This window comes from Mucilaginibacter sp. R-33, assembly GCF_049949235.1.
Classification (GTDB): Bacteria; Bacteroidota; Bacteroidia; order Sphingobacteriales; family Sphingobacteriaceae; genus Mucilaginibacter.
On record NZ_CP188089.1, the window covers coordinates 1,088,834 to 1,110,566 of the forward strand.

21 protein-coding genes are annotated in these 21,733 nt (G+C 40.4%); all 21 read right to left on the reverse strand.

What is annotated here, in order from left to right:
* Positions 1-25: 25 nt before the first annotated feature.
* The 21 genes from ACP26M_RS04825 to ACP26M_RS04925 all read right to left on the reverse strand — a co-directional run bounded on the left by ACP26M_RS04825 (position 26) and on the right by ACP26M_RS04925 (position 21,480).
* The gene (locus tag ACP26M_RS04825; protein WP_426586654.1) at positions 26-532 is read right to left on the reverse strand and encodes a GNAT family N-acetyltransferase; all 507 of its coding nucleotides are present in this window, start codon (positions 530-532) and stop codon (positions 26-28) included.
* The gene (locus tag ACP26M_RS04830) at positions 529-1,503 is read right to left on the reverse strand and encodes a hypothetical protein (RefSeq protein ID WP_426586656.1); all 975 of its coding nucleotides are present in this window, start codon (positions 1,501-1,503) and stop codon (positions 529-531) included. The genes ACP26M_RS04825 and ACP26M_RS04830 overlap by 4 nt, the downstream gene beginning before the upstream one ends.
* A 31-nt stretch (positions 1,504-1,534) precedes the next feature.
* On the reverse strand, positions 1,535-2,338 hold the full coding sequence (locus ACP26M_RS04835; protein ID WP_426586658.1) for a phytanoyl-CoA dioxygenase family protein: 804 nt from the start codon (positions 2,336-2,338) through the stop codon (positions 1,535-1,537).
* Between the two features lie 27 nt (positions 2,339-2,365).
* Positions 2,366-3,496: a glycosyltransferase family 4 protein gene (locus tag ACP26M_RS04840; protein WP_426586660.1), complete on the reverse strand. Its 1,131-nt coding sequence runs from the start codon at positions 3,494-3,496 to the stop codon at positions 2,366-2,368.
* Between the two features lie 91 nt (positions 3,497-3,587).
* Complete coding sequence (locus ACP26M_RS04845; RefSeq protein WP_426586662.1) at positions 3,588-4,673, reverse strand: NAD-dependent epimerase; 1,086 nt, start codon at positions 4,671-4,673, stop codon at positions 3,588-3,590.
* Positions 4,674-4,881: 208 nt separating this feature from the next.
* Positions 4,882-5,328: a hypothetical protein gene (locus ACP26M_RS04850; protein WP_426586664.1), complete on the reverse strand. Its 447-nt coding sequence runs from the start codon at positions 5,326-5,328 to the stop codon at positions 4,882-4,884.
* Between the two features lie 58 nt (positions 5,329-5,386).
* The gene (locus ACP26M_RS04855) at positions 5,387-6,448 is read right to left on the reverse strand and encodes a glycosyltransferase (protein ID WP_426586666.1); all 1,062 of its coding nucleotides are present in this window, start codon (positions 6,446-6,448) and stop codon (positions 5,387-5,389) included.
* 8 nt (positions 6,449-6,456) lie between these two features.
* A complete protein-coding gene (locus tag ACP26M_RS04860; protein WP_426586668.1) occupies positions 6,457-7,374 on the reverse strand; it encodes a glucosamine inositolphosphorylceramide transferase family protein in 918 nt (305 codons plus the stop codon).
* On the reverse strand, positions 7,371-8,102 hold the full coding sequence (locus tag ACP26M_RS04865; protein ID WP_426586670.1) for a hypothetical protein: 732 nt from the start codon (positions 8,100-8,102) through the stop codon (positions 7,371-7,373). Before ACP26M_RS04865 ends, ACP26M_RS04860 begins: the two co-directional genes overlap by 4 nt.
* 14 nt (positions 8,103-8,116) lie before the next feature.
* Positions 8,117-9,958, reverse strand: a complete 1,842-nt coding sequence (asnB, locus tag ACP26M_RS04870) for an asparagine synthase (glutamine-hydrolyzing) (RefSeq protein ID WP_426586672.1) — start codon at positions 9,956-9,958, stop codon at positions 8,117-8,119.
* A gap of 30 nt (positions 9,959-9,988) precedes the next feature.
* On the reverse strand, positions 9,989-11,050 hold the full coding sequence (locus ACP26M_RS04875; protein WP_426586674.1) for a glycosyltransferase: 1,062 nt from the start codon (positions 11,048-11,050) through the stop codon (positions 9,989-9,991).
* A 25-nt stretch (positions 11,051-11,075) separates the two neighbouring features.
* Entirely contained in the window at positions 11,076-12,233 is a 1,158-nt protein-coding gene (locus ACP26M_RS04880; protein ID WP_426586676.1) for an O-antigen ligase family protein, read from the reverse strand.
* Between the two features lie 84 nt (positions 12,234-12,317).
* Positions 12,318-12,908, reverse strand: coding sequence for a sugar transferase (locus ACP26M_RS04885; RefSeq protein ID WP_426586678.1), 591 nt, complete (start codon positions 12,906-12,908; stop codon positions 12,318-12,320).
* A gap of 9 nt (positions 12,909-12,917) precedes the next feature.
* On the reverse strand, positions 12,918-14,162 hold the full coding sequence (locus ACP26M_RS04890) for a DegT/DnrJ/EryC1/StrS family aminotransferase (RefSeq protein ID WP_426586680.1): 1,245 nt from the start codon (positions 14,160-14,162) through the stop codon (positions 12,918-12,920).
* Positions 14,163-14,179: 17 nt separating this feature from the next.
* The gene (locus ACP26M_RS04895; RefSeq protein WP_426586682.1) at positions 14,180-14,947 is read right to left on the reverse strand and encodes a DUF2334 domain-containing protein; all 768 of its coding nucleotides are present in this window, start codon (positions 14,945-14,947) and stop codon (positions 14,180-14,182) included.
* Between the two features lie 18 nt (positions 14,948-14,965).
* The gene (locus tag ACP26M_RS04900) at positions 14,966-16,135 is read right to left on the reverse strand and encodes a glycosyltransferase family 4 protein (protein ID WP_426586684.1); all 1,170 of its coding nucleotides are present in this window, start codon (positions 16,133-16,135) and stop codon (positions 14,966-14,968) included.
* A gap of 23 nt (positions 16,136-16,158) precedes the next feature.
* Positions 16,159-17,016, reverse strand: coding sequence for a glycosyltransferase family 2 protein (locus tag ACP26M_RS04905; RefSeq protein ID WP_426586686.1), 858 nt, complete (start codon positions 17,014-17,016; stop codon positions 16,159-16,161).
* The gene (locus ACP26M_RS04910) at positions 17,013-18,188 is read right to left on the reverse strand and encodes a DegT/DnrJ/EryC1/StrS family aminotransferase (protein ID WP_426586688.1); all 1,176 of its coding nucleotides are present in this window, start codon (positions 18,186-18,188) and stop codon (positions 17,013-17,015) included. The genes ACP26M_RS04905 and ACP26M_RS04910 overlap by 4 nt, the downstream gene beginning before the upstream one ends.
* Positions 18,185-19,624, reverse strand: coding sequence for a lipopolysaccharide biosynthesis protein (locus tag ACP26M_RS04915; protein ID WP_426586690.1), 1,440 nt, complete (start codon positions 19,622-19,624; stop codon positions 18,185-18,187). Before ACP26M_RS04915 ends, ACP26M_RS04910 begins: the two co-directional genes overlap by 4 nt.
* 4 nt (positions 19,625-19,628) lie before the next feature.
* Positions 19,629-20,927 (reverse strand): nucleotide sugar dehydrogenase, encoded by a 1,299-nt coding sequence (locus ACP26M_RS04920; RefSeq protein ID WP_426586692.1) that lies wholly within the window; start codon positions 20,925-20,927, stop codon positions 19,629-19,631.
* On the reverse strand, positions 20,917-21,480 hold the full coding sequence (locus tag ACP26M_RS04925) for a UpxY family transcription antiterminator (RefSeq protein WP_426586694.1): 564 nt from the start codon (positions 21,478-21,480) through the stop codon (positions 20,917-20,919). The genes ACP26M_RS04920 and ACP26M_RS04925 overlap by 11 nt, the downstream gene beginning before the upstream one ends.
* Positions 21,481-21,733: the final 253 nt, after the last annotated feature.

Genomic DNA, 21,733 nt, shown 5'->3' on the forward strand with positions numbered 1-21,733 from the left:
GAATTAAAGTTTAGGAGATGGTAAATTATGACTGTTGATTTTGAAGGCAAACAAACTTACTTTTGGTAATACTCATTGTAATCAGATCATTTACCTTACCTGTAATTTCAAACCCTGCCTTTTCATAAACAGTTATTGCCGCGATATTTGCAGGGTGTACCTTTAAATAAATCTCATCCAGTTCCTTTATTAAAAAACCATATCGTATCATCTGTACTGTTGCCTGGTAACCAATTCCTTTACCCCAGTAAAGTTTGTTACCAATAAACAGGTGTAATTCTGCGTCATGATTAGTAATATCAAGCAGTTGGATATTTCCTATATAGGTATTAAGTTCTTTAACACAAATTGCAAATCTAAGCTGATCGGGCTTGGCCAGCTTTTCACGTAACCAGGCTGTTTCTATTTCCGAACTAATATAATGAGTAGGTTTGTAGCCTGTATATACCCATATCAATGGGTCGTTACGCCATGCGTAAGATACGGACGCATCTTCTATTACAAGGGGGCGTATGTAAACTGAAATGGTCATAAAAAAAGTCTTAGGGTATTTAACATATAAAACATATCCTGAAGGTCATACCGTTGATCGATTGGTAATGGCACTAAGCACCGGGCCAGGTAATTTTCGTTGGTGTTTTTCTTAGTCCATTTAAATACATTAGGCCAGTAGGTGGCAACATATATTTTTTTCTGTATCAAATGAACCTTTAGGTGCCGGTCGTTTGTTAAAAAAGGATAAACCAATGGTACTGTGTGCTCATCAGCGGCGTTAAACTTGAGCAGGTTAAATTCGGCAAGGTGCTTGTGCAGAAAATTAAAGTTTCGCTGCCTCGTAAATACACATTCATTGTAATTGATGCTTGAAAGCATCTTTTGGGTTAATAACGACATAGACCTGATCTCGTTGTTTTCCAGATCCTTGCTGTTGTTTATATAGTCAGAATACCCGGCTTCTATACCTGCGTCAATACTTTTTATGAGGTGCGAAAACCGGTTTACCGAACTATCTATGGGCAACTTTTTAGTGAGTTTTCTTTTAATGCTTAAGTATGCGCCGTCCGGAACGCCAAAAAACTTGCGGCACGAATAAAATGTATCAATGCCGGCAAGGGGCTCTGAAAAAAAGGCTTGCGAATTATCAATTATAAGATTTTTGATTTTGCCGCTAAGCTCTGATGCTTTTGTTTGTTTTATGCCAAAGTAATTGGTATATAAAAAACAGGCGTCAGGCTCAATCTCAAAATCAACGATGGGATCTAACTGCCGGTCGACATGATAAAACTGGTATTGAATACCTGTTCGTAAAATAGGCTCAAGCAGCACATCGCAGGTGAAATAAGGAATATAAATTTTATGGTATTTTTTTTGTATCAATATGTACTCTAACGCGTTGCGTCCTGTGTTTAACCGAACCAGATCGGGATAGTATTCATTCCCTTTGGGCAGTTCCAGCTCCAAATACCCGCCTATGGGTTTTAACGCGGCTTTATTTTTTTGCATGACTGTAAATTGAGTGTGAAAAATAAAGTTGTTAACCCTGGTCACTTTTATACATTCTTAAATGAATGGGCTGATAATATTCTTCCAGGCTTTCTGGGATACGTGAATTATAACCCAATACCTGCCGCTGATCAGCACTAAGCTTATCAATAAAGTCGTAGCCTAATACCCTTGGATAGTCCATTTGTGGTTTAATAAAAGGGCGGGTGAATCCCAGCGTTAATGCCCGGCGTTGCTTAATTGTTTTATTTTCGCCAGCAGCATGCCATATGTTGGAGTCGAAAAGGATGATACTTCCTTTTGGTGTTACAGCCCTGTCGGCGGTTTCGTAGAAATAAGTTTCGTTAGGTTTAATGTCCGTTTTATGTGAGCCCGACAGGAAATAGGTAGCACCGTTTTCTTCGGTAAAGTCATCCAGGGTAACTATCATTTGCACTAATAATTTTGTATCGCCTAAAAATGTGCGCACATCACGGTGCATATTACTTACATAAGGATGTTGCTGCTGGGTGTGTATTACAGCATTAAAGCCATTCAGTATATAATTACCACTCAAAAAATAAGCTATCTCATCGGCGCAATACATTTTTTCAATAAACGGCAAGCTGAAATTGTCCTTTTCAACAAGGTGGTGAAGTGTGCCGACCATATTAGAGCTTATCCCATTTTTTTCCTGAATGGCTCGTCGTTTTACGTACGCTTCCTTTAAATCCTCATTTATAACTGCAACAAAATCGCTGTCTAATGCATTCTCAAAAATAACCCATCCGTAATCACGCATCGCAACGCGGAAATCTTCAAAGTGCCTGTCTCCGTAGTTAAGTCTATTTCTCATGAATTTGTATTGTTGATTTTCGGCTAATTAGTTTAGGTCCATTATCTGCATCATCATAGCATTTACTTTATGCACATCAAATTTTTCCTTTGCCAAGGCCAGCCCGTTAAGCCCGAAACTGCTGATAGCTTCCTTGTTGGTTATAAAATACTCCATTTTGTGCACAAGTTCGGCTGTGTTTTTTACAGGTATTAAAAATCCATTGCTATTGGGTGATGTTTCAACAGTTTCCCTGCAACCAACGGAATCGCAGGTTATAATGGCACGCGCCATAGCCATGGCTTCAAGCAAACACCGTGGAATTCCTTCCCGATAGTATGAAGGTAGTACCACAACAGATGAACTGCTTATATATGGTCTTACATCATCCACGGCGCCCAGGTAATTAATTACACTCCGGTGCTTTATCTCCGAAAATAAATCGGGGTGAATGGCGTCGACATTATCATCATAAGATCCGATTAGTTTGAAAGTTACGTGTGGGTGCTTTAGGAATACAATTTGCGCCGCTTCAAAATATTCGCGGATCCCTTTGGCGTTGATTAGCCTGGATACCATGATAAAGCTTATGTTATTAATATCCGGCTGGGTAGGGGCATAGTAGCTCAAATCAACTCCCGATCCGTTGACCACTGCAGTTTGATGCTTTGCCGATATTATTTTAGAATCAAGCAGCGTTTGTACATCATCTTTATTTTGAAATATGACAGACAACCCCTGTCTGTTTTTAAGGCTGAACCTAAGTAGAAAGCGGGTAATTTTGCTTGTTAAAGATGTGTTACCGCTAACAAAATTATAACCAAGGCCCGAAAGCATCGGCGTTATTTTCCGCACGCCACCCAGTTTGGCTGCAAGTGTTCCATATATAACCGGTTTAAGGGTGTATGGAAAAAAAACATCCGGCTTTAGCTGTTTAATGACCCGGTAAAGTTTCAATACATACTTCAGATCAGATAGGATCGATACATTACTGCCGTTTAGATTGTTTTCAAATAAAACGATGTTTAACAATGCCAGTTTTGCGCGTTGCTCGGACGGTATTGCAGGGATAAAAGCATAAACGGTATGCTCTTTGCGCATCAGTTCAACTAATTTACCTCTAAAATCAATCAACGATTTGGCCGAATCGCAGGCGATCAGCACTTTTTTGCTTGTCATAATGGTATAATAAGCAATAGGTTATAAGTGAGGATTTATTGCAGACGTAATGCCATTCAAAAGATAATACACGATTATCGGGAGCGGTACTTTAGTGAACAAGAACCGGCTCGGACTCGGTGCTTTTAATATGGTAGTATTTTTTATACCATGCAATAAATCGTTCAACCCCAGTATGAACAGAGACCTGGGGCTTGTAGTTCAGCATGTCATCTAAATTTGAAACATCGGCACAGGTTTCGGCAACGTCACCATCCTGCATTGGCATTAGTGTCTTGATTGCTTTTTTATTCACCTGTGCTTCAATTTCGCTTACAAAATCAAGCAGGTTAACTGGTGCTCCTCTGCCAATGTTAAACACCCTGAAAGGTGCAGATGATGTGGCCGGATCGGGATCTTTGGCATTCCACAGATAATTAGGTTCAGCCGGCTGATCAATAACATGCGTAATGCCTTCAACAATGTCATCTACGTAGGTAAAATCGCGAAGCATATTACCGTTGTTAAAAACTTCAATAGGCCTGCCTTCCAGAATTGCCTTGGTAAAAATAAATAAAGCCATATCCGGCCGGCCCCATGGCCCGTAAACTGTAAAAAAACGTAACCCTGTAGTGCGCAGGTTAAATAGATGGCTGTAGGTGTGGGCCATCATTTCATTGGCTTTTTTTGATGCAGCGTATAATGAAACCGGATGATCGGCAATATTATGCTCGCTGAAGGGCATTTTTTTGTTTAAACCGTAAACGCTTGATGAACTGGCGTAAACAAGGTGATTAATCTTGAAATGCCTGCAGCATTCCAGGATGTTTAAAAATCCTTTTACGTTTGTGTCAATATAAACGTCGGGATTAGTAAGACTGTAGCGTACGCCTGCCTGGGCGGCCAGGTTACAAACGGCATCAAACTGATAATTTTGGAACTGCTGCTGCAGATTTTCCTTATCCGTTATATCCAGTTTTATAAACGTATAATTTGGATGTTTTGTACTGCAAACAGGTTTGTTGTAAACCATTCCTGATACTTTTATGCCGGCATTCAGCAATCGATCGTGCTTTAGCTTTACATCGTAGTAATCATTAATATTATCAATGCCTACAACGGTGTCGCCGCGTTTAAGTAATTTTTGGGTTAAATGATAGCCGATAAATCCCGCAGTGCCGGTAATTAAAATTTTCATAAATAAGTGAAATTAGGTTTAAATGAAAGCCTCAGAGAAGGCGTTGATTATTGGTTGATTACAAGCGCGAACGCTTAACTAATGGTAAATGCCTGTATCAAAGAATCAGGAATGGTAACGAAAAAGGCAGGTAGATGTACTTGTTGCAGAATACTTTTGAGTAAGGAATTTATCAAATTGCGCGCGTTTGGGTGTGATTTGATAATTCTTACTTCATGGTATAAGTGTATTTTCTCCCGTTTGTAAGTGGATTACTATTGTCCGACGTTGAGAAATACAATGTGTTGCCCCAATGGCTAAATTGTCCGAGTCCAAAACTGCGGATATCATGGTGGGTAGAGTGGGCCGGTCCCAGTTCAACGCCGTTTTCAAACAGCCTGAGCTTTGAAACAGTTGGAGAGGTGTTCGAGTCCCCAATTTCAGGTAAATCATAGCCAATTTTGTAACAAAAGCCGCTATCACTTCTCAATCCTATCAAGCTTATCGATTTGATAGATTCGTCCTGCGGTGTTGTAACAGGAGGAGTAGTTGTAGGCGGGGTTGGTGTTGGTGTTGGCTGGTCAGCTTTTTTACAGCCGTTAATAGCAGTTAGCATGGCTACAATTGTTATTATAGGCAACACAACATTTCGGGTGGATTTAATAATTGTTTTCATAAAATTTTTATTTTAGTTGGTTAAAGTTGTTGCGCTACTATGTATAAGTCAGGGGCCGTTATACCAGTGCATTCAGTATCGACTTGATGAATATTTCGGGGGTGCGGTCTTCTACGTATTGCATTATAAGGTCTTTATGATTGCCATTAGTGTTGAGGGCGGTGTTTACCACTGTTGTTAATGAGTTTACATTATCGGCTTCAGCCAGGTAAATGCCCGGAATCTCATCGATACCTCCCGCGCAATTGGTGCAGATTACAACTGGGTTCAGGATCATCATTTGCAACAATACGTTCGGAAAACCTTCTTTTATTGATGATATAACGCAGGCTTTTGCATGCTTAAAATAAGGCATTGGGTTTGCGATCCACCCTTTTAATACTACACGGCCCTCCAATTTTAATTCACGGATCAATTTCTGAAGCGAGGCTCGCTCCGGGCCTTCGCCAAATATCAGTAGCTGCAAATTGGGTCGGGATGCTTTAATTTCATCAAAAGCCATAATTAGTATATCAAAACCCTTTTCAGGAATCAGTCGCCCGGCTGCGCAAATAAATTCAACAGCGGCATCGGCAGCGGGCAGTGCTTCTTCGGCCTTTATCAGGTTTTGTTCAATGTCGATCGGGTTTTTCTGAATGATAACCCTTCGCTTGTCGATGTATGGGAGATGCTGTATAAAGCTATCCCACATGCTGCTTGTTTGGCATACAACCAAATTTGCCCCGGGGTAGCCAAGCCGATATGCTATCTGGTAGCTCAATTTTTTTAGACCGCTGTACCGGGTTAAAACAGACGAGCACTCCCTTACTATGAGTTTTGATTTTAAATATCCAATGCGTTTTAAAAACCCCAGGAAAGCATTTAAGTAAGGATGCGTACTGAAAATAATATGATCTGTGCGGTAAGGGCTTAAGCTTTTTATTAACTTGGAAAAGCCACTTAATATGCTTCCGTTGCTCACATATTCAACTTGTTGATCGCTGGGAATATTTAACCCGCCGCTTTCAACTTTCTTTAAAAATAGCAGAGAAGCGTTACTTGCACGGGCAGCCTGTAACAATATGTTTTCGGCTCCGTTTGCCTTGTTGGTAATTGAAACGAAAAGTAATTTAGGCTTCATCTTGGGCACTAGTTAGGATTATTAAGGCTCTTCAGCTTTCTGATCACTTTTTTAAATGGTCCCATTGCACTCAATACTTTGCGTTTTCCGTCAACAATCAATAATCCATCTTCAAAATTTATAGTATGCAATCCTTCGTCATAAGGTGCCTGGGGAAGTAGTTCAAAAGCGGTATGGTATTGAAAATCTGTTTCGGTTATAGTGGTAATTTCATTGATCATTACCGAGCCGCCATAACACCTTTTCGGATTTTGGCTGGGCATATAAAGTTTTTGCCCAACTACAAATAACCTGCCTGCCGATCGGCTCACGTTTGACGCCACATTTATCGGGTTTTGTTTATGTGCCTTAAATGGAGCGTCGAGTGTGTCGGCATAAAATAAGTACAGTACGCCGTGTTCACCCGAAACACTTGTAAAGAGCCAATATTTGTTGTTATAATGGATAATGGAACTGTCAACAAATGCCTGGCCTTCCAGCAATACCCTGATCTTTTCAAACTTATACGGGTTATTCATATCAATTTGATAGAGTGCCACCTGTTTAGCCCTGCCTGTTTCCGGAATACAGTATAGCCGGTTACTGTCAGTGAACATGTGAGGATAGGAGAGGTGTATTTCATCTTCCATGATACCATTTACTTTTTTCTTGTTTTTGAAATGCATGTTATCTGTCATCATGATCTCGCCTTTTCCCTTCCAGAAATTAAGCTCTTCATAATAGAGATGTAAACGGCCATTGATATTTGCGGTAAAGGGATCGGCTGTATAATCCACTTTATCTTCTGATAACCAATTGATTTTTCCGTTTAACTGCTGAGTATGGATAAGATTTTCGGGAGATTGTGATATATAACCTATATTCCATTTATCATAACTAAACAGTTTGTGAATAATTGAAGTGAATGTGGAGATAAGGTCTTTCATAATCGAAACATTTTTTTTAAAAATGACAGGAACGCGAGTGATATAGGTACGTAGTCGGTTTCTTGCAGCAGGCTTCCACCAAAACTATCTTTGAATTTGTTGATCTTTAAAAGTTCGGTATCTGAGGTGTTGTAAGCATAGCCTCCAAGGTCATATATTTTGAAGCCCAGTTGTTTAAAAAAACGGATATCTTCAAAATGCAGTAAACGGTTTGCCCTGCCGATAACAGCCCTTAACTGGCTGTCGTTTTCATTTCTGAACAGCGAAGCCGAATGTAAGAGCCTTACCCTTTGCGATGAATGGTCGCGAATGTAAGCGTGCATAACAATATCCTGGTCCTGATAAACCGCCTTGGTGATAAAGAGGTGCGGCTTGTATTTATAAAATTCTTTGTTGATTTTTTTCAGGCCTTTGGTAGCTGCAAATGCATTGTAAAAATCAATAAATTGTTTAATGCCGGTACCCATTACGGTTGATACGCCATCTTTAATGGCCCTGCGTATTTCGTATGATGTATTTTTATCAAACTTGGCTTCAATAGCAGGTACAGGCGCGTTTATATCAATTATTTTGGTGAAAAAATCCTCTTTGCGATATCCCGGAACAGCTTCGCTGCTTTTACTTTGTTTATAGTATTTTAACAGGCAACCCCATAAATTGGGTTTGGCGGCAAACCATACAACGGTGTAGGGTACTATACGCATAGCCCTGTTGTTAATCTGGATCATAAGGTTTTGAATGTTTAAGCTACCTGGTATGTTGAAATTGGTTTTGAATGCTGATTTTTTAACCATTGTGTAAATACAAGCAGTTTCCAGATCTGCGTTGTTCTGTTCCATTTGCCGCTCATGTGGTCGTTTATCATTGCAAATGATTTTTGTACATTAATACCGGGAATGTTCTTTAGTTCGCTGATTGAAAGGTGGTCCATTACATGATCTCTCAGTTCGTTTTTGAACCAATGCCCGAGTGGCATCGTGAAGCCCGCTTTCGGCCTGTCAAACAATTGCGCCGGGGCGTATTGGTATAATATATCTTTTAAAATCCTTTTTTGAATGCCATATTTAAATTTATAGCTGTCGGGCAGGTTTTGAGCAAAATCAACTACCCGGTGATCCATAAGCGGTGCCCTTGCTTCTAAGGAAAATGCCATTGTGCCCCTGTCCACCTTAGTATTTATATCACCGTTTAAATAGGTCTTGGTATCAAATGCCGATAGCTTTTGAAGCATACTTGTTGATTTTGATGACCAGATATCCATGAACGGAACCTGCAGGCCAATGTTAGGATTTTCGAGCCAGGAGTATTCCAGGCCGCCCAGCATAAGCCCGTAAAGTGATTTAACCTCCGGATTGCAGATCCCCATTGCAATTAGCTTGTGACGATAGTTAGGGGAAATGCTAATTATGTCGGCTATTTTTTTACGCAGCGCCAGCGGGCATTTAAACAGCTGGTTAACCATATTAAACCATTTGTAACGGCTATATCCTAAAAAGCTTTCATCGCCGCCATCACCGCTTAAAACCACGGTAACGTGTTTTTTGGTGTGTTTACTTAACAGCAGGGATGGGATGGCACTTGAATCGGCAAAAGGCTCATCATAATAGCGGCCGAAACTCTCAATTAGTTCAAGGCCTTCCTCTTTATTACATTCAATTGTATGATGATCTGTTTTTAAATGATCGGCAATTTTTTGTGCAAAAACGCTTTCGTCAAAACCTTTTTCTCTGAATTTTATGCAAAAGGTTTTTACATTATTATAGTTTTTTGAAGCTATGGCCGCAACAAGTGAGGAGTCGATACCACCTGAAAGATATACCCCAAGGGGCACGTCGGCATGCATGCGTATATCAACAGCGTTAGTAATCAGCCGGGTTAAATCGGCCTGTGCTTGTTGGTATGCTCCTTCATAGCGTTCGGCATGGTTTAAATCCAGTTCCCAGTATTTTCTTGTTCTGAAACTGCCGGTGTTGCAATCAAAACAAAATGAATGTCCGGCCTCAAGTTTCTGGATTTCGTTCCAGGCCGATTTGGGTTCGGGAACGTATCCCCATACAAAATATTCGTTAATAGCCTGTTCATTGATAGTTACATTCCGGCCTATACATATTTGCGATGGCTGGCTGGCAAATTCAAAATCTAAACCATTTTGGGTATAGTAAAATGGCTTTTTGCCAAGCCTGTCGCGGGCGCCAAAAAGCTGGAGCGTGCGGGTGTCAAAAATTACAAAGGCAAACATACCGTTGAAATGGTTGACACAATTTTCGCCGTATTCAAGAAAGGCGGCTGTAATAACTTCTGTATCCGAATCGGTTAGGAATCTGTAACCCAGGGCTGTGAGCTTTACCTTTAAGGTTTTATAATTGTAGATTTCGCCATTAAATACAACTTTAAGGTGATTGTAAGTTAAGGGCTGATCTGACCGGTGATCCAGATCAACAATAGCCAAACGGTTATGGCCTAAGGTAACCGGACCATTGTGTTCAAAGCCAGAATAATCGGGACCCCTGAAATCGGCCCTTGCCAGTTTTTGAAATATGATGTTATCGTCATATCTCACTGTTGATCCATAAATGCCGCACATAAAAAAACGCTGAGGGGTTAATAGTTTTGTTTAATTAGCAAGCAGGGTTTCATATTCCATGCCTATTTTCTCGAGACTAAAGCGATCAACGATATCGGCTTTGATATTAGGATGCTGCCAGGTTTGATTGCATGCCCTGATAATTTGATGGCGTAGTGTGCACAGATCATTTTGCTCGGCTATAAAACCGTTAAAGCCTTCTCTTATCAATTCGTTAACCCCGCCAACTCTGAATGTAACCACCGGAACGCCTACCGACAATGCTTCGAGCACTACATTAGGGAAGCCTTCGGTAAATGAGCTTAAAACCAGTAAGTCATGCTTAGAAATAACATCGGCAACATTTTTAATTTCGCCGATGAACTTCACGCGTTCGTTGAGGCCGATATTTTGTACCTCTGCTTTTAAGGTATCCATCAGCGGGCCCTTGCCGGCTATAGTTAGAACATAGTTTTGAGGCAGTGCTTTCATAACGTCAAGCAAGCGAAATAATCCTTTCTCTTTGATGAGCCGGTTAACTGCAATAAGCCTCTTTAGTCCCGAAATTTGGTTTTGAGGTTTTATTACACTTGTTATAATAACCGGGTTATGAATAACAATAAGCTTGTTTAGGTTGATATTATAAAGTCGGGCTATGGATTGTTTCATTTCTTCCGACTGGCAAACAATTGAGTTAAAGCGTACAAACAAAAACCTTGAAAAATAATTGTAAAAGCGGGATTTAAATCCATAAAACTGCGCCATTTGCTGCGGATTGTTAGATGCCCTGGCTATTAAATTAGGCACTTTAACAAACATGGAAACAAAGGCTACCAGGATATTAATATGATCGGTAGTTGAAAAAACCGCGTATGGTTTTTCATCTTTCAGCAGTTTACGAAGTTTAAAAAATGAGCGTGAAGCCTTTATTGTTTTCAGGTTTAAAAATCTGATACCTGCTATTTCTGTTGAGAAACTGCACTCGTCTCCATTAAGCAATACTACAACTACCTCATAATCGGGCTTGTTGAAATATTGCGATAGCAGCCAGTAAACACGCTCAGAACCACCTGTACCAAGCGAACCAAGAACAAGGAAAATCTTCTTTCTCATTATAAATAAAAATTGGGATCAAGTTTTAAGCGACAGCTAATTCTTCCTGCATTGGTTCGGTTTGTTTTACCGGGTCTTTTAACCTGTTGTAATGTAATACAGCGAAATAAATAAATATAGTAGGGCCGTCCACGCTCATTAGCCACCCGTTATGTGACAACGCGTTTAATGAAACTGCTATAAAAGTGAAAAATATAGCTACATAAATAGCGCTTCCTTTATGTTTTACGTTTTTTATAGTTTGCCAAAACAGGCGAACGGTCTTGTAATATATGGCCCATAATAACCCTAATCCTAAAAACGGGCCAAGCACGGTTATAAACATCAGGTAGGCATTGTGCGATGATAAGCCGAATGTGAACAAGGGGTTTCGATAGGTTACCTCGTCCCAGGTTTTGCCATAAAATATAAGCCCGAAAGGGTAATCAGCAAATATTTTAAGGTTTTCGGCAGCCATATCGGCCCGGTTAAAATCGTTGGCTTCTTTAGCCTGGTTTTTGGATAAAATGTTGTTTTTGTCGTCAGTGTTATCTTTTAACACATAAGTGTATAACCCAAAACATATGATCACTGTAGCTGCAACCAGGAAAACGGCTCTATAGCGATAGTAAACAAACAGGAAGAGCGTTACCCCGGCCCCAAAGCTTATAAATGCCGACCTGTTCATGCCAAGGTAAATGCAAACAATGCAGGCCGCTAAAACCAAAACCCTTACTATAAGATATTGCCCGGTAGTGCATGATGCAATAAAGGCAAAGGTGGTAATTGCTACAACCTGGTACCCGAAGTTGAATTGCGTTACTGCCAGGCCTGCTGGACTTTGTTTAACCGGTTCGCCCAATAACATGCTCCTGATCGGGTCAATGGTGCCTGCCATGCTGTGATCAAGTACCATAATGATCATAGAGCACATGAGCAAAAAGAAGAACATTAGTATTGAAGCGTAATAGCGCGATTTATTTGCACCTACAAAATAATTAAAGTATAATGAGCATGGTATTATAGTAAGGAGTATGGCAAAAAAGGTAATATAATTGCTCATCCCTACTACCTGGTATAAAAAAACGCCGATTAAAAAAATTATTAACTCGTTGTAATAGCCAAAATCAAGCAAAGGCTTTTGCACAAAGAATAGCAGCATGCAAAAAATTACAGGCGCAGGAATCCTCAAAGTATCTGTCATGAAAATGTTAAAAGCAAGTGTGTACAGATAGAAGAGCATTAATCCGTAAAAGAGGCACTTTTTAAGCAGCATAATAAAGTGGTGCTATTGAAAAATTCGTTTTATTGTAGAAAATATAATTTTCAGATCCATGAAGAGATCCTGGTTGTCAATGTATTCGAGGTTCTTGCTGATCTTTGACGGAACTATCACCTTGATATACATATCTTCAGGATCATCGCTGCTGGCCAGGATATCATTTTCATTAAAATATTTGATAGATGCCCAATCTGTTACTCCCGGTTTAACACTTAATACCCTTAGTTGAGCAGGTGTATACAGGTTTACATATTTCCGTACTTCGGGGCGCGGGCCAACAAAGCTCATGTCACCTTTTAACACGTTTAGTAATTGCGGCAGTTCATCAAGTTTATATTTCCTGAGCCAGTAACCAACACTGGTGATCCGGTAATCTTTACTGCCTATGGTTAGTAATCCAGCCTTGTCCGAGTTTATGTACATGGTCCGGAATTTGAACAGTTCAAACTCATTTCTATCTTTCCCAACCCTTGTTTGTTTATAAAATGCGCTTCCCCTCGAATTTATTTTAATAGCTATAGCAATTAAAATAAACAATGGCAGCAACATTATCAGTGCTATAAGTGATATGCCAACATCAAAAAGCCGTTTAATCATAACTCTATTTTATAATTCAACTTTTGCAAGTTCTTTACATTCTTCCAGCACAGAGTTAACGGAGTTTATTACCGTAGTAACTATAAAATCAATCTGCTCACCGGTAAGTTGAGGATAAATGGGCAATGAGATTTCATTTGCATAAAGGGCATAAGCTGATGGATACTGAGCGATCTTATAACCCAGATCTTTAAAAAGAGTAAGCATTGGCAGTGGGGTAAAATGTACATTGGCCATGATCCCTTCAGCCATAATGCTTTCAATTATCTGGTCACGCTGTGCCTCTGATATACCTTTGATGCGCAGGGCAAACAAGTGATAGGATGATTCCCTTTGCTCGTTTTTTAGTGGCGGTTCAACAAACCAGTCCATTGATTTAAACCTGTTACAATATATTGATGCAACATGCTTGCGCATAGGCAGCAACCTGGCCTCATAATTTCTGAGTTGGCCGAGGCCTATTGCTGCACAAATGTCGGGCATGTTGATTTTGAGGCCCATAAACAGGATATCGTATTTCCAGCCGCCGCCATTACTTTTGGTAAAGGCATCTTTGGTTTGGCCGTTAAGAGTATATAGTTTTAAATACCGGTGTTCCTCGGCCGGATTAAAGCAGGCAGGCAAATTGATGCAGATACAACCTCCTTCGGCTGTAGTGATGTTTTTTACCGCGTGGAAAGAAAATATCGATACGTCACTATACTTTGCTGCCGGCAATTCATTTATGGTTGCACCGATTGAGTGCGCTGCGTCGGCAATTAAGAGGATCCTGCCTAAAATCTTTTGCTTAGGGCTTTCAGCAACGAATAATTTTTTAATTTCCGGTTTATTGATAATCGCCTTTAATTCTTCGTAGTTGCATGGCCAGCCGGCTATGTCAACAGCAATAATTGCTTTTGTTTTTGGGGTTATTGCTTTGATCACAGCTTCTGTGGAGATGCAGCAATCGTCATCAACATCAACTATCACCGGCGTAGCCCCGCAATGCAGTACACTTAAGGCGGTAGCACAATAGGTGTATGCTGGTATGATAACTTCATCGCCTTCCTTTATGCCGAACCATTTTAGCATTAGGATAGCTCCTGACGTCCAGGAGTTTACGCAAACAGCCGAATCCGAAGCTGTAAGCTGTTTCATTTGCTGTTCAAGTGCGGCTACTTTGGGCCCGGTGGTTATCCAGCCGGAGTTAAGCGTGTCCATAACCTCGTTTATAACAGACTGGTCAATGTAAGGTGGCGCAAAGGAAATTTTCATATCAGGTTTAAATAGTGTTAGTTTCCGGCAGGGACCCGTTCCAAAAAAGCGATTGCTTTTTGAGCGTAATCACGGGCTAATCGTTTATAAATGCAATATTTTTCGGCAAAGGCATCTGCCCAGGTATAATTTGAAAAATCGAGGTCATCCAATGAAACAAAAAGGTGATGGTTTTTTTCTAAGAAAATTTCAAGCTCAGCAAACGTTTTGTCAGAACAGGTTTCGGGATGATAATTGAATGTCCAGGTGTATTTTGTTTTTTGCTCAACTTCTGATAATTGAACAGGTACCCAATTAAAACCAAATCTTACATAAGGTGACTTGAGCAGGCCGTCGCTTATTATTTTAATGTTGGTATATTCGTGTAAAGCAAGCAGTGTATTGCGGTCAAAGGTATGTGCAGGAGCAATAAAAACAGTGGGGTTGATATTTTCACGTTTGAATATTTCGGCCGCTTTTCTTATTTTTTCTTTCTGTGTTTGCAATGGTAAGCCTGCAAATTCCGACCTGTTATTCATCTTCAGTAAGCCGGAGTTGTGATTTATGTAATAATGATCAAAACCGTGCATGCCCATCACATAATTTTTATTTTGAAGTTCGCGCACCAACTGCCAGTAGTAAGGATTGAAATTACCGCAGGCTTTTAGTTTGGGGTCTTTATTTGCCGGGATAACGGCTATTATGGGTTTTATGCCATACCTGTCAAACAGAGTGAAAAAACGCTCCCATTTTTGGAGATTATTTGTCGGGCATAAATCATCCAAACGAATTAAGTACTGTAGCATATTAACAGTTTGATAGTTTTATAAAGCTGGTTGGCTGTTTGTTAGTTGTGCCGCTGTTGTACTTGCAGTGACGTGCTTTTTGATTAACGTTTCCCATTCTCCCAGTATCTTATCGGGATGGTTGGTTTGAGATATGACACGGGCCTGATTTCCAAGAGTTGTTTTTAAAACCTCATCGCCGGCCAAACGGTGCATTGCATCGGCTAAATCAATTATTGATCCTCTTTTTACCAGTATTCCATTTTGGCCGTTGTTGATGATCTCCGAAGGTCCAAAATTGCAATCCACTGCTATGGAAGGGCATCCAAAGCTCATAGCCTCAACTAAAGCGTTAGGATATCCCTCGTTGCGCGATGGTAAGACAAACATATCGGCCTGGTTGTAATAATCCTGAAGATTGTTTTTGCTGCCAGGCAGCAATACCCGTTCTCTTAACCCCAGATTAAAGATCTGGCAAACGAGGTTAGCGCGTTCTTCACCATCGCCAACGATAATCAGATCGACGTTGGAAAGGCCTGATTTTGCATAGGCTTCAATAAGGATATCAAAGCCTTTTACGTAGGCCAAACGGCCAACCCCCAGAATAAACCTCCGATGGTGAACCTTCTTCTCTGACGGTGATGGGAAAATGGTTACGGCATTTGTTATGCGCTCGATATTTGTGAGCACTTTAAAGTCTTTGTCGTTAAGCAGACAGTCCTCAACTCCCTTAGCACTTACTACAACTGCGTCCGCTCTTTTATATAAGTTTAAAGCCAGTTGTTTACGCAAGTAATTAAACCTGATAACGCTTCTATCGGGCGAAGTGCGCTCTGAAACAATGTAAGGCACCCGGGTAAACCAACAGGTAATACCAGTCCAAACATTGGCGGATGTGATAAATGATAAAGCGCACACCGGTTTTTGAGCCCGCAACAACTTGATAAGTTTAAAAAAAGTTTCGGCAATATGATACAATCTGTAAACAAACCAATTTTTTTGACGGTCAGTAAGGTAAAATACCTTAACATCATCATCAATTTCATATGCTGGAACATCATTGTTTAAAGAAATAAGTACCGACTGGAAGTTGTTTTTATTAAAATAATTAGCAAGCGAAATGATAACCCTTTCTGCTCCCCCACCTCTAAGCGACGGAATAATGAAAAACAGAACGGGTTTTGAAAAGGGGGCGGCTTGTATGTTCATGTTAATGTTAAATGCGCTGGCAGTTATAGCAGGTATTTTACCGTCTCGTACGCTTTACGAAACCGCTTGTTTTGTAATTCAAAAAGCAGATAGCGTTTTACATAAAGCAGTAAAAGTCTTTTTTTAGCGATCGCCGAGTATGTGAAATTTTTGATGATTAAATTGAAATCACTTATAACCATTTCCATGCGCGCCTTGGCGTTGATCATGCTCCACACGCCGCCCTCATGATTGCGATAACAGCTCATTACCTCGGGTATTACATAAATTTTACCGCCGGTATGCTGGGTGGCCCATAGCTTAAATATTTTATCGCCGGCAAAACATTCAAAAAACCAGGGGGTAGCAAACAGCTGACGGGTTTCGGGAATGTTGCGATAAACAACCGTTGCTGTTTTTGTTTCTTCCTGTTTCCCCGCCAGCAAATCGGCATATGTATGTATTATCGGTGTTGGGTTAGGATGTACGTAAAGTGTTTTATTATTAACGTTTATCACTTTGTGGTAATGGCAGCAAATAACGAAGTCGGCATTGTTTTCTAAAAAATCAACCTGCTTTTGCAGTTTATATTCATTTATCCAGTAGTCGTCGCCCTCGCAAAGAGCTATATACCTGCCCCTACACTGTGTAACACAATTAATTAAATTTTTATGCGTGCCTAAGTTGGTAGGGGAGGCTATAAGATTGATCCTGCCGGGATAGGTTTCTGAGTAAAATTTAATTATTGACTGGGTTTTATCTGTCGAGCAATCGTCGCCAATGATGATCTCAAACTTAAAGTTGGTTTTCTGCATCAAGAAGCTTCGGATAGCCTCGGAAATGAATTTTTCATGGTTGTAAGTAATACAGAGAACACTTACCATTATTTCTTCATCATTCATACCGTTCCATTTACATTCGCTGCCCTTACATTTATCTCAGATTCAATTTTATCGGTCACCAGTGTGCCAAAATGTTTCGGTTTAAAGTTGTTGTCGAAGTTTTGTGCACGGAGTAATAACCTGCAAATAAGGTCGAGATCTGACAGTGATAGTGTATGATATAAAGGAAGACAAACCACCCGTGAGGCTATGGAATCGCAAACAGGCATTGGTTGGCTTTTTACGTATGGTAATGATGACAGCGAGGGATAAAAATACCTTCTGCAGTAAATCTGTGCTAACTCTAATTTTGCTTTGCTTTGATGCATGAGGGCCTCTGTTTGAAAAACGATGGGGAAATATGCATAATTGTAATCCTGTTCGTTTTCAAGTTTTTGAAACTGAACATCCAGGTTTTCCAGGCGCTGCAGATATTGCTCATACAAATACTTTCTTTTTTTAAGTATCTCGTCAACATGGCGCAGATTGCATAAACCCATTGCAGCATGAAACTCGCTGTTTTTTGCATTGATACCTTCTTCAGAAAAAGTGTCAACACCCGAATATCCGAAGTTGCGCATCAATGCCATGGTTTTTAATAACTCCGGATCCTGGGTAAATACAGCGCCGCCTTCGATAGTGTGATATAATTTGGTTGAGTGAAAGCTGGTTACACTGATATCGCCATATTCAAATACGGAGCGGTTTTTATAAAAAGTACCGAAGCAATGTGCGGCATCATAGATCACCTTAAGGTTATGTTTATCAGCAATAGCTTGTATGGCTGTTATATCGCATGGGTTACCGAATACGTGTGTTGCCAGTATAGCCGATGTGTTGGGTGTGATAGCAGCTTCTATTTTAGCCGGATCAATATTCAGTGTCTCAGGGTCAATATCCACAAATACAGGTTCGCAACCCTGCCATACAATAGTGCTTGTAGTAGCAACAAATGAAAATGGCGTTGTGATAATTTCTCCGCTTAAGTTAAGTGCTTTGATGGCCAGCTGTAAAGCTATTGTACCGTTTGTAACAAACAGCATATGACTAACGCCCAGGTATTGCTTTAACTTTAATTCAAGCGTGTTCACAAGGGGCCCGTTGTTGGTAAGCCATTGCCTTTCCCAGATACTTTTAACATAGGCTCTGAATTCCTTTTCGGCAGGGAGAAATGGTTTGGTTACTGGAATCATCTTTTTAGGATTAATTGGTTAAAATCTTTAATAGCGGAGAGTTTAATTAACAAACTGGCACCATAATAAACCGCAATGAATACTATGAGTAGTATGCCAATTTGCATAGTCGGGATGAAAAAATCATTGATCAGCAACTTGTCGAGAAAATAACAACAAAGGCCTATACTTCCGGCCAACGTTACTGTTGGCAAAATATCCTTCACCTGTTCGGTAACCGGGTAGTCAATTAAGCGCCCGCTGTAAATGGAATTGATGTAGTAAGCTATTATATTAAAAAGTAACTGAAAGTATAATAATCCATAAATTCCGAAGGGAATAAAGAGCAGGATGCCTACTACACTTAACACCTTTTTAATAACCTCTAACTTTAAAAACAAGGCGCTTTGTCCCATTACTTTCAAAACATTTAAGTTGTATGAATGAAGCGGGTACATGATACCACCTATGCATAGCAACTGGAAAAACGGAACAGCTGGCAGCCATTTATCGGTTAATAAGATGTGAAACAAGGGCCTCGCAATAACACTGAGCAATATAAGTGCCGGTGCGTTCCAGAATACTACCTGCTGCATAAGCCGTTTATATACATTTTTTAGTTGTACCGGGTCGTTTGAGATCTCTGCGAACATTGGGTAGGTAACCTTATTTATAGCTGCTGAAATATTACTTATCGGTAATTGACTTATCGAATCGGCCCGGCTGTAGTAGCCAAGCTGGGTTGCCGAAAAGAACTTACCTATGATTATCAGGTAAATGTTTTGATAAACGGTATCAATTAAACCTGATAATGTCATTTTGTAGCCGAAGTGGATATGCTTTTTAAAACAAGCCTTATCAAATATCAGTGCCGGTCGCCAGCTTGAAGTGATCCAATGTATGGCCGTTGATAAAAAAGATGTGCATAAACCCATCCAAACCAGGCTCCAAACGCCGTATCCTAATTTTGCAAGTATGATACCCAATATTCCGCCGCCAATGGCCGACGGGACTTGAATGTTGGTTTGTTTTTTAAACTTCAGATCCTTGACCAGTAAGGTGCTTTGTACCCCAAAAAACGCGTTTATAATTAAAATTAAGGTGTAAACGCGCACAACAGACGTTAACAGTGGCTGGTGATAAAAAGCAGCGATGAGCGGCGCCGTTATAAAAAGTATCAGGTAAAGGATACTGCTGCCAATGATATTAAAATAGAAAACGGTTGAATAATCGCGCTGATCGGCATCGGTTGTGCGGATCAGTGAAGCTGTGAGACCGCTATCCAGGAGGCTGTTGCCAACCGAAATAAAAAGCGACAGCATAGCTATCAAACCAAATTGTGACGGCTCCAGGATCCGTGCCAGGAATATGGATATGCCGAAGCTTACCACCTTTGAACTTAATTGCTGCCACAGCGCCCATACTATGCCGGACACAGCTCTTTGTTTATAGCTCATAATTTTAAAGCCGGGCGTTAACAACCTCTTCCGGTAAAAACGCCTTCAGGTCATATAATACGGCATTAGGTTTGCAAAGTGCTTTTATATTCATTTCTTTAAACTCCTCATGGGCAACCGCAAGTAAAACCCCATCATAGGTGCGGGTTTTTGATTCGCCGTTTTCGCAGATGATGCCATACTCTTTTTTAGCATGTGCCGCATTGGCCCAGGGATCATGGATATGCACTTTTACTTTATACTCCTTCAACCGTTTAACAATGTCTATCACACGGGTATTTCTCACGTCGGGGCAGTTTTCTTTAAAGGTGAAACCAAGTATCAGCACCTCACTATCTGTTATTGATGTACCACGGCAAATCATTTGTTTAATAAACTGATCAGCAACATATGCACCCATAGAGTCGTTTATACGCCGGCCGGCCAAAATAATTTCAGGATGATAACCTGCTTCCTGGGCCTTTTGTGCAAGGTAATATGGATCGACCCCAATACAATGGCCGCCAACAAGGCCTGGGCGGAAATTCAGAAAATTCCATTTAGTGCCCGCTGCCTCCAATACTTTATGGGTATCGATACCCAGTTTATTAAAAATCATGGCCAGCTCGTTCACAAAAGCAATATTTATATCGCGCTGCGCATTTTCAATTACCTTGGCAGCCTCGGCTACTTTTATTGAATGTGCTTTAAATGTGCCGGCTGTAATAATTGATTGGTAAAGCTTATCTACAGTCTCGGCTGTTTCCGGAGTAGAGCCTGATGTAATTTTGCGGATTTTTGAAACTGTATGTAATTTATCTCCGGGATTGATCCTTTCAGGCGAGTAGCCTGCAAAAAAATCAACGTTATAAGTAAGCCCCGATACTTTTTCTAAGATGGGCATACATTCGTCTTCTGTTACCCCGGGATATACGGTTGATTCGTAAACCACAATATCATTCTTTTTTAACACTTTGCCTACAACCCGGCTGGCATTTATTAACGGAGAAAGATCCGGCCGGTTATTTTTATCAACAGGGGTTGGCACAGTTACAATGAATATGGAGCATTGCCGTAATTTTTCAATTTCATCAGTAACGTATAAACCGGTTGCGGTTGTGCAAACAGGGGTAATTACTGCATTTAATTGGTCAGAGTCGATCTCTAAAGTGTGGTCGATGCCCGATTTGAGCTCATTGATGCGATCTACATTGATATCATAGCCAATAACCTTGTATTTTTTTGCAAATTCAACGGCCAGGGGCAAGCCTACATAACCAAGACCGATAATGCCTAATTTAGGTTGGTAATTCTCAATTTTCATGATTTCTGCTGATGTTATGAACTGATAAGTTTTGGATTGAAACACGTGTTACCAAAGCGCAATTGATGGTTTCAAAAACCATTAATACATTTTTGCCCTGTATTTGCAGCACCTTCCCCATTTGATTTACAAGAGCGCCATCTTTTATTTTAACTGTATCACCAACAGTGAGGTTCTTAAGGCTCACAATTTCCATGTCTTTGTAGCGAACAAGATTTGTTCTGATTTCGTCTATTACGTTGTCCCGCACTACAGCAGGTTTGCCCATATAATAAACAAAGCCTAACGCCCCCATTACGTAAAGTGCCCTTGACTGCTCATAGGCATCGACATGAACAAATACATAGGAGCTAAACAGAGGGATACTGATCTCCTTTTTCCTGTCAGACCATTGGCTTACTACATCTCTGACCGGGCAATAGCATTCAATGCCATTTTGCTTCAAAAGCTTGTCCACCTTTTTTTCCCATCGGGGCTTGGTGTAAATAACAAGCCATTTTTTTTCATGATAATTTGTCATGCGAAATTGCGGTGTTCTTAATTGGGTTTCCATAAAATGAATAAAGTTGGATCGGGGGAATTAATAATGGCTTATTATAGCTTCGCCAACTCACTCACATGGCGCAAGTGATGATGGTTTAAAAAAATAGTAATTGAAAATTACTAACCTGGTTATCTGATTTATTAGAGCCGTAGCTTGTGTTGGCTGCGGCTCCGCCAATCCAGTCACATGGTTAGGCGGTTAATAAAAAATAATCGAACTAATGGTTTATAATATTCGCCGGTTTTTCCCGTTTATCTTAAAA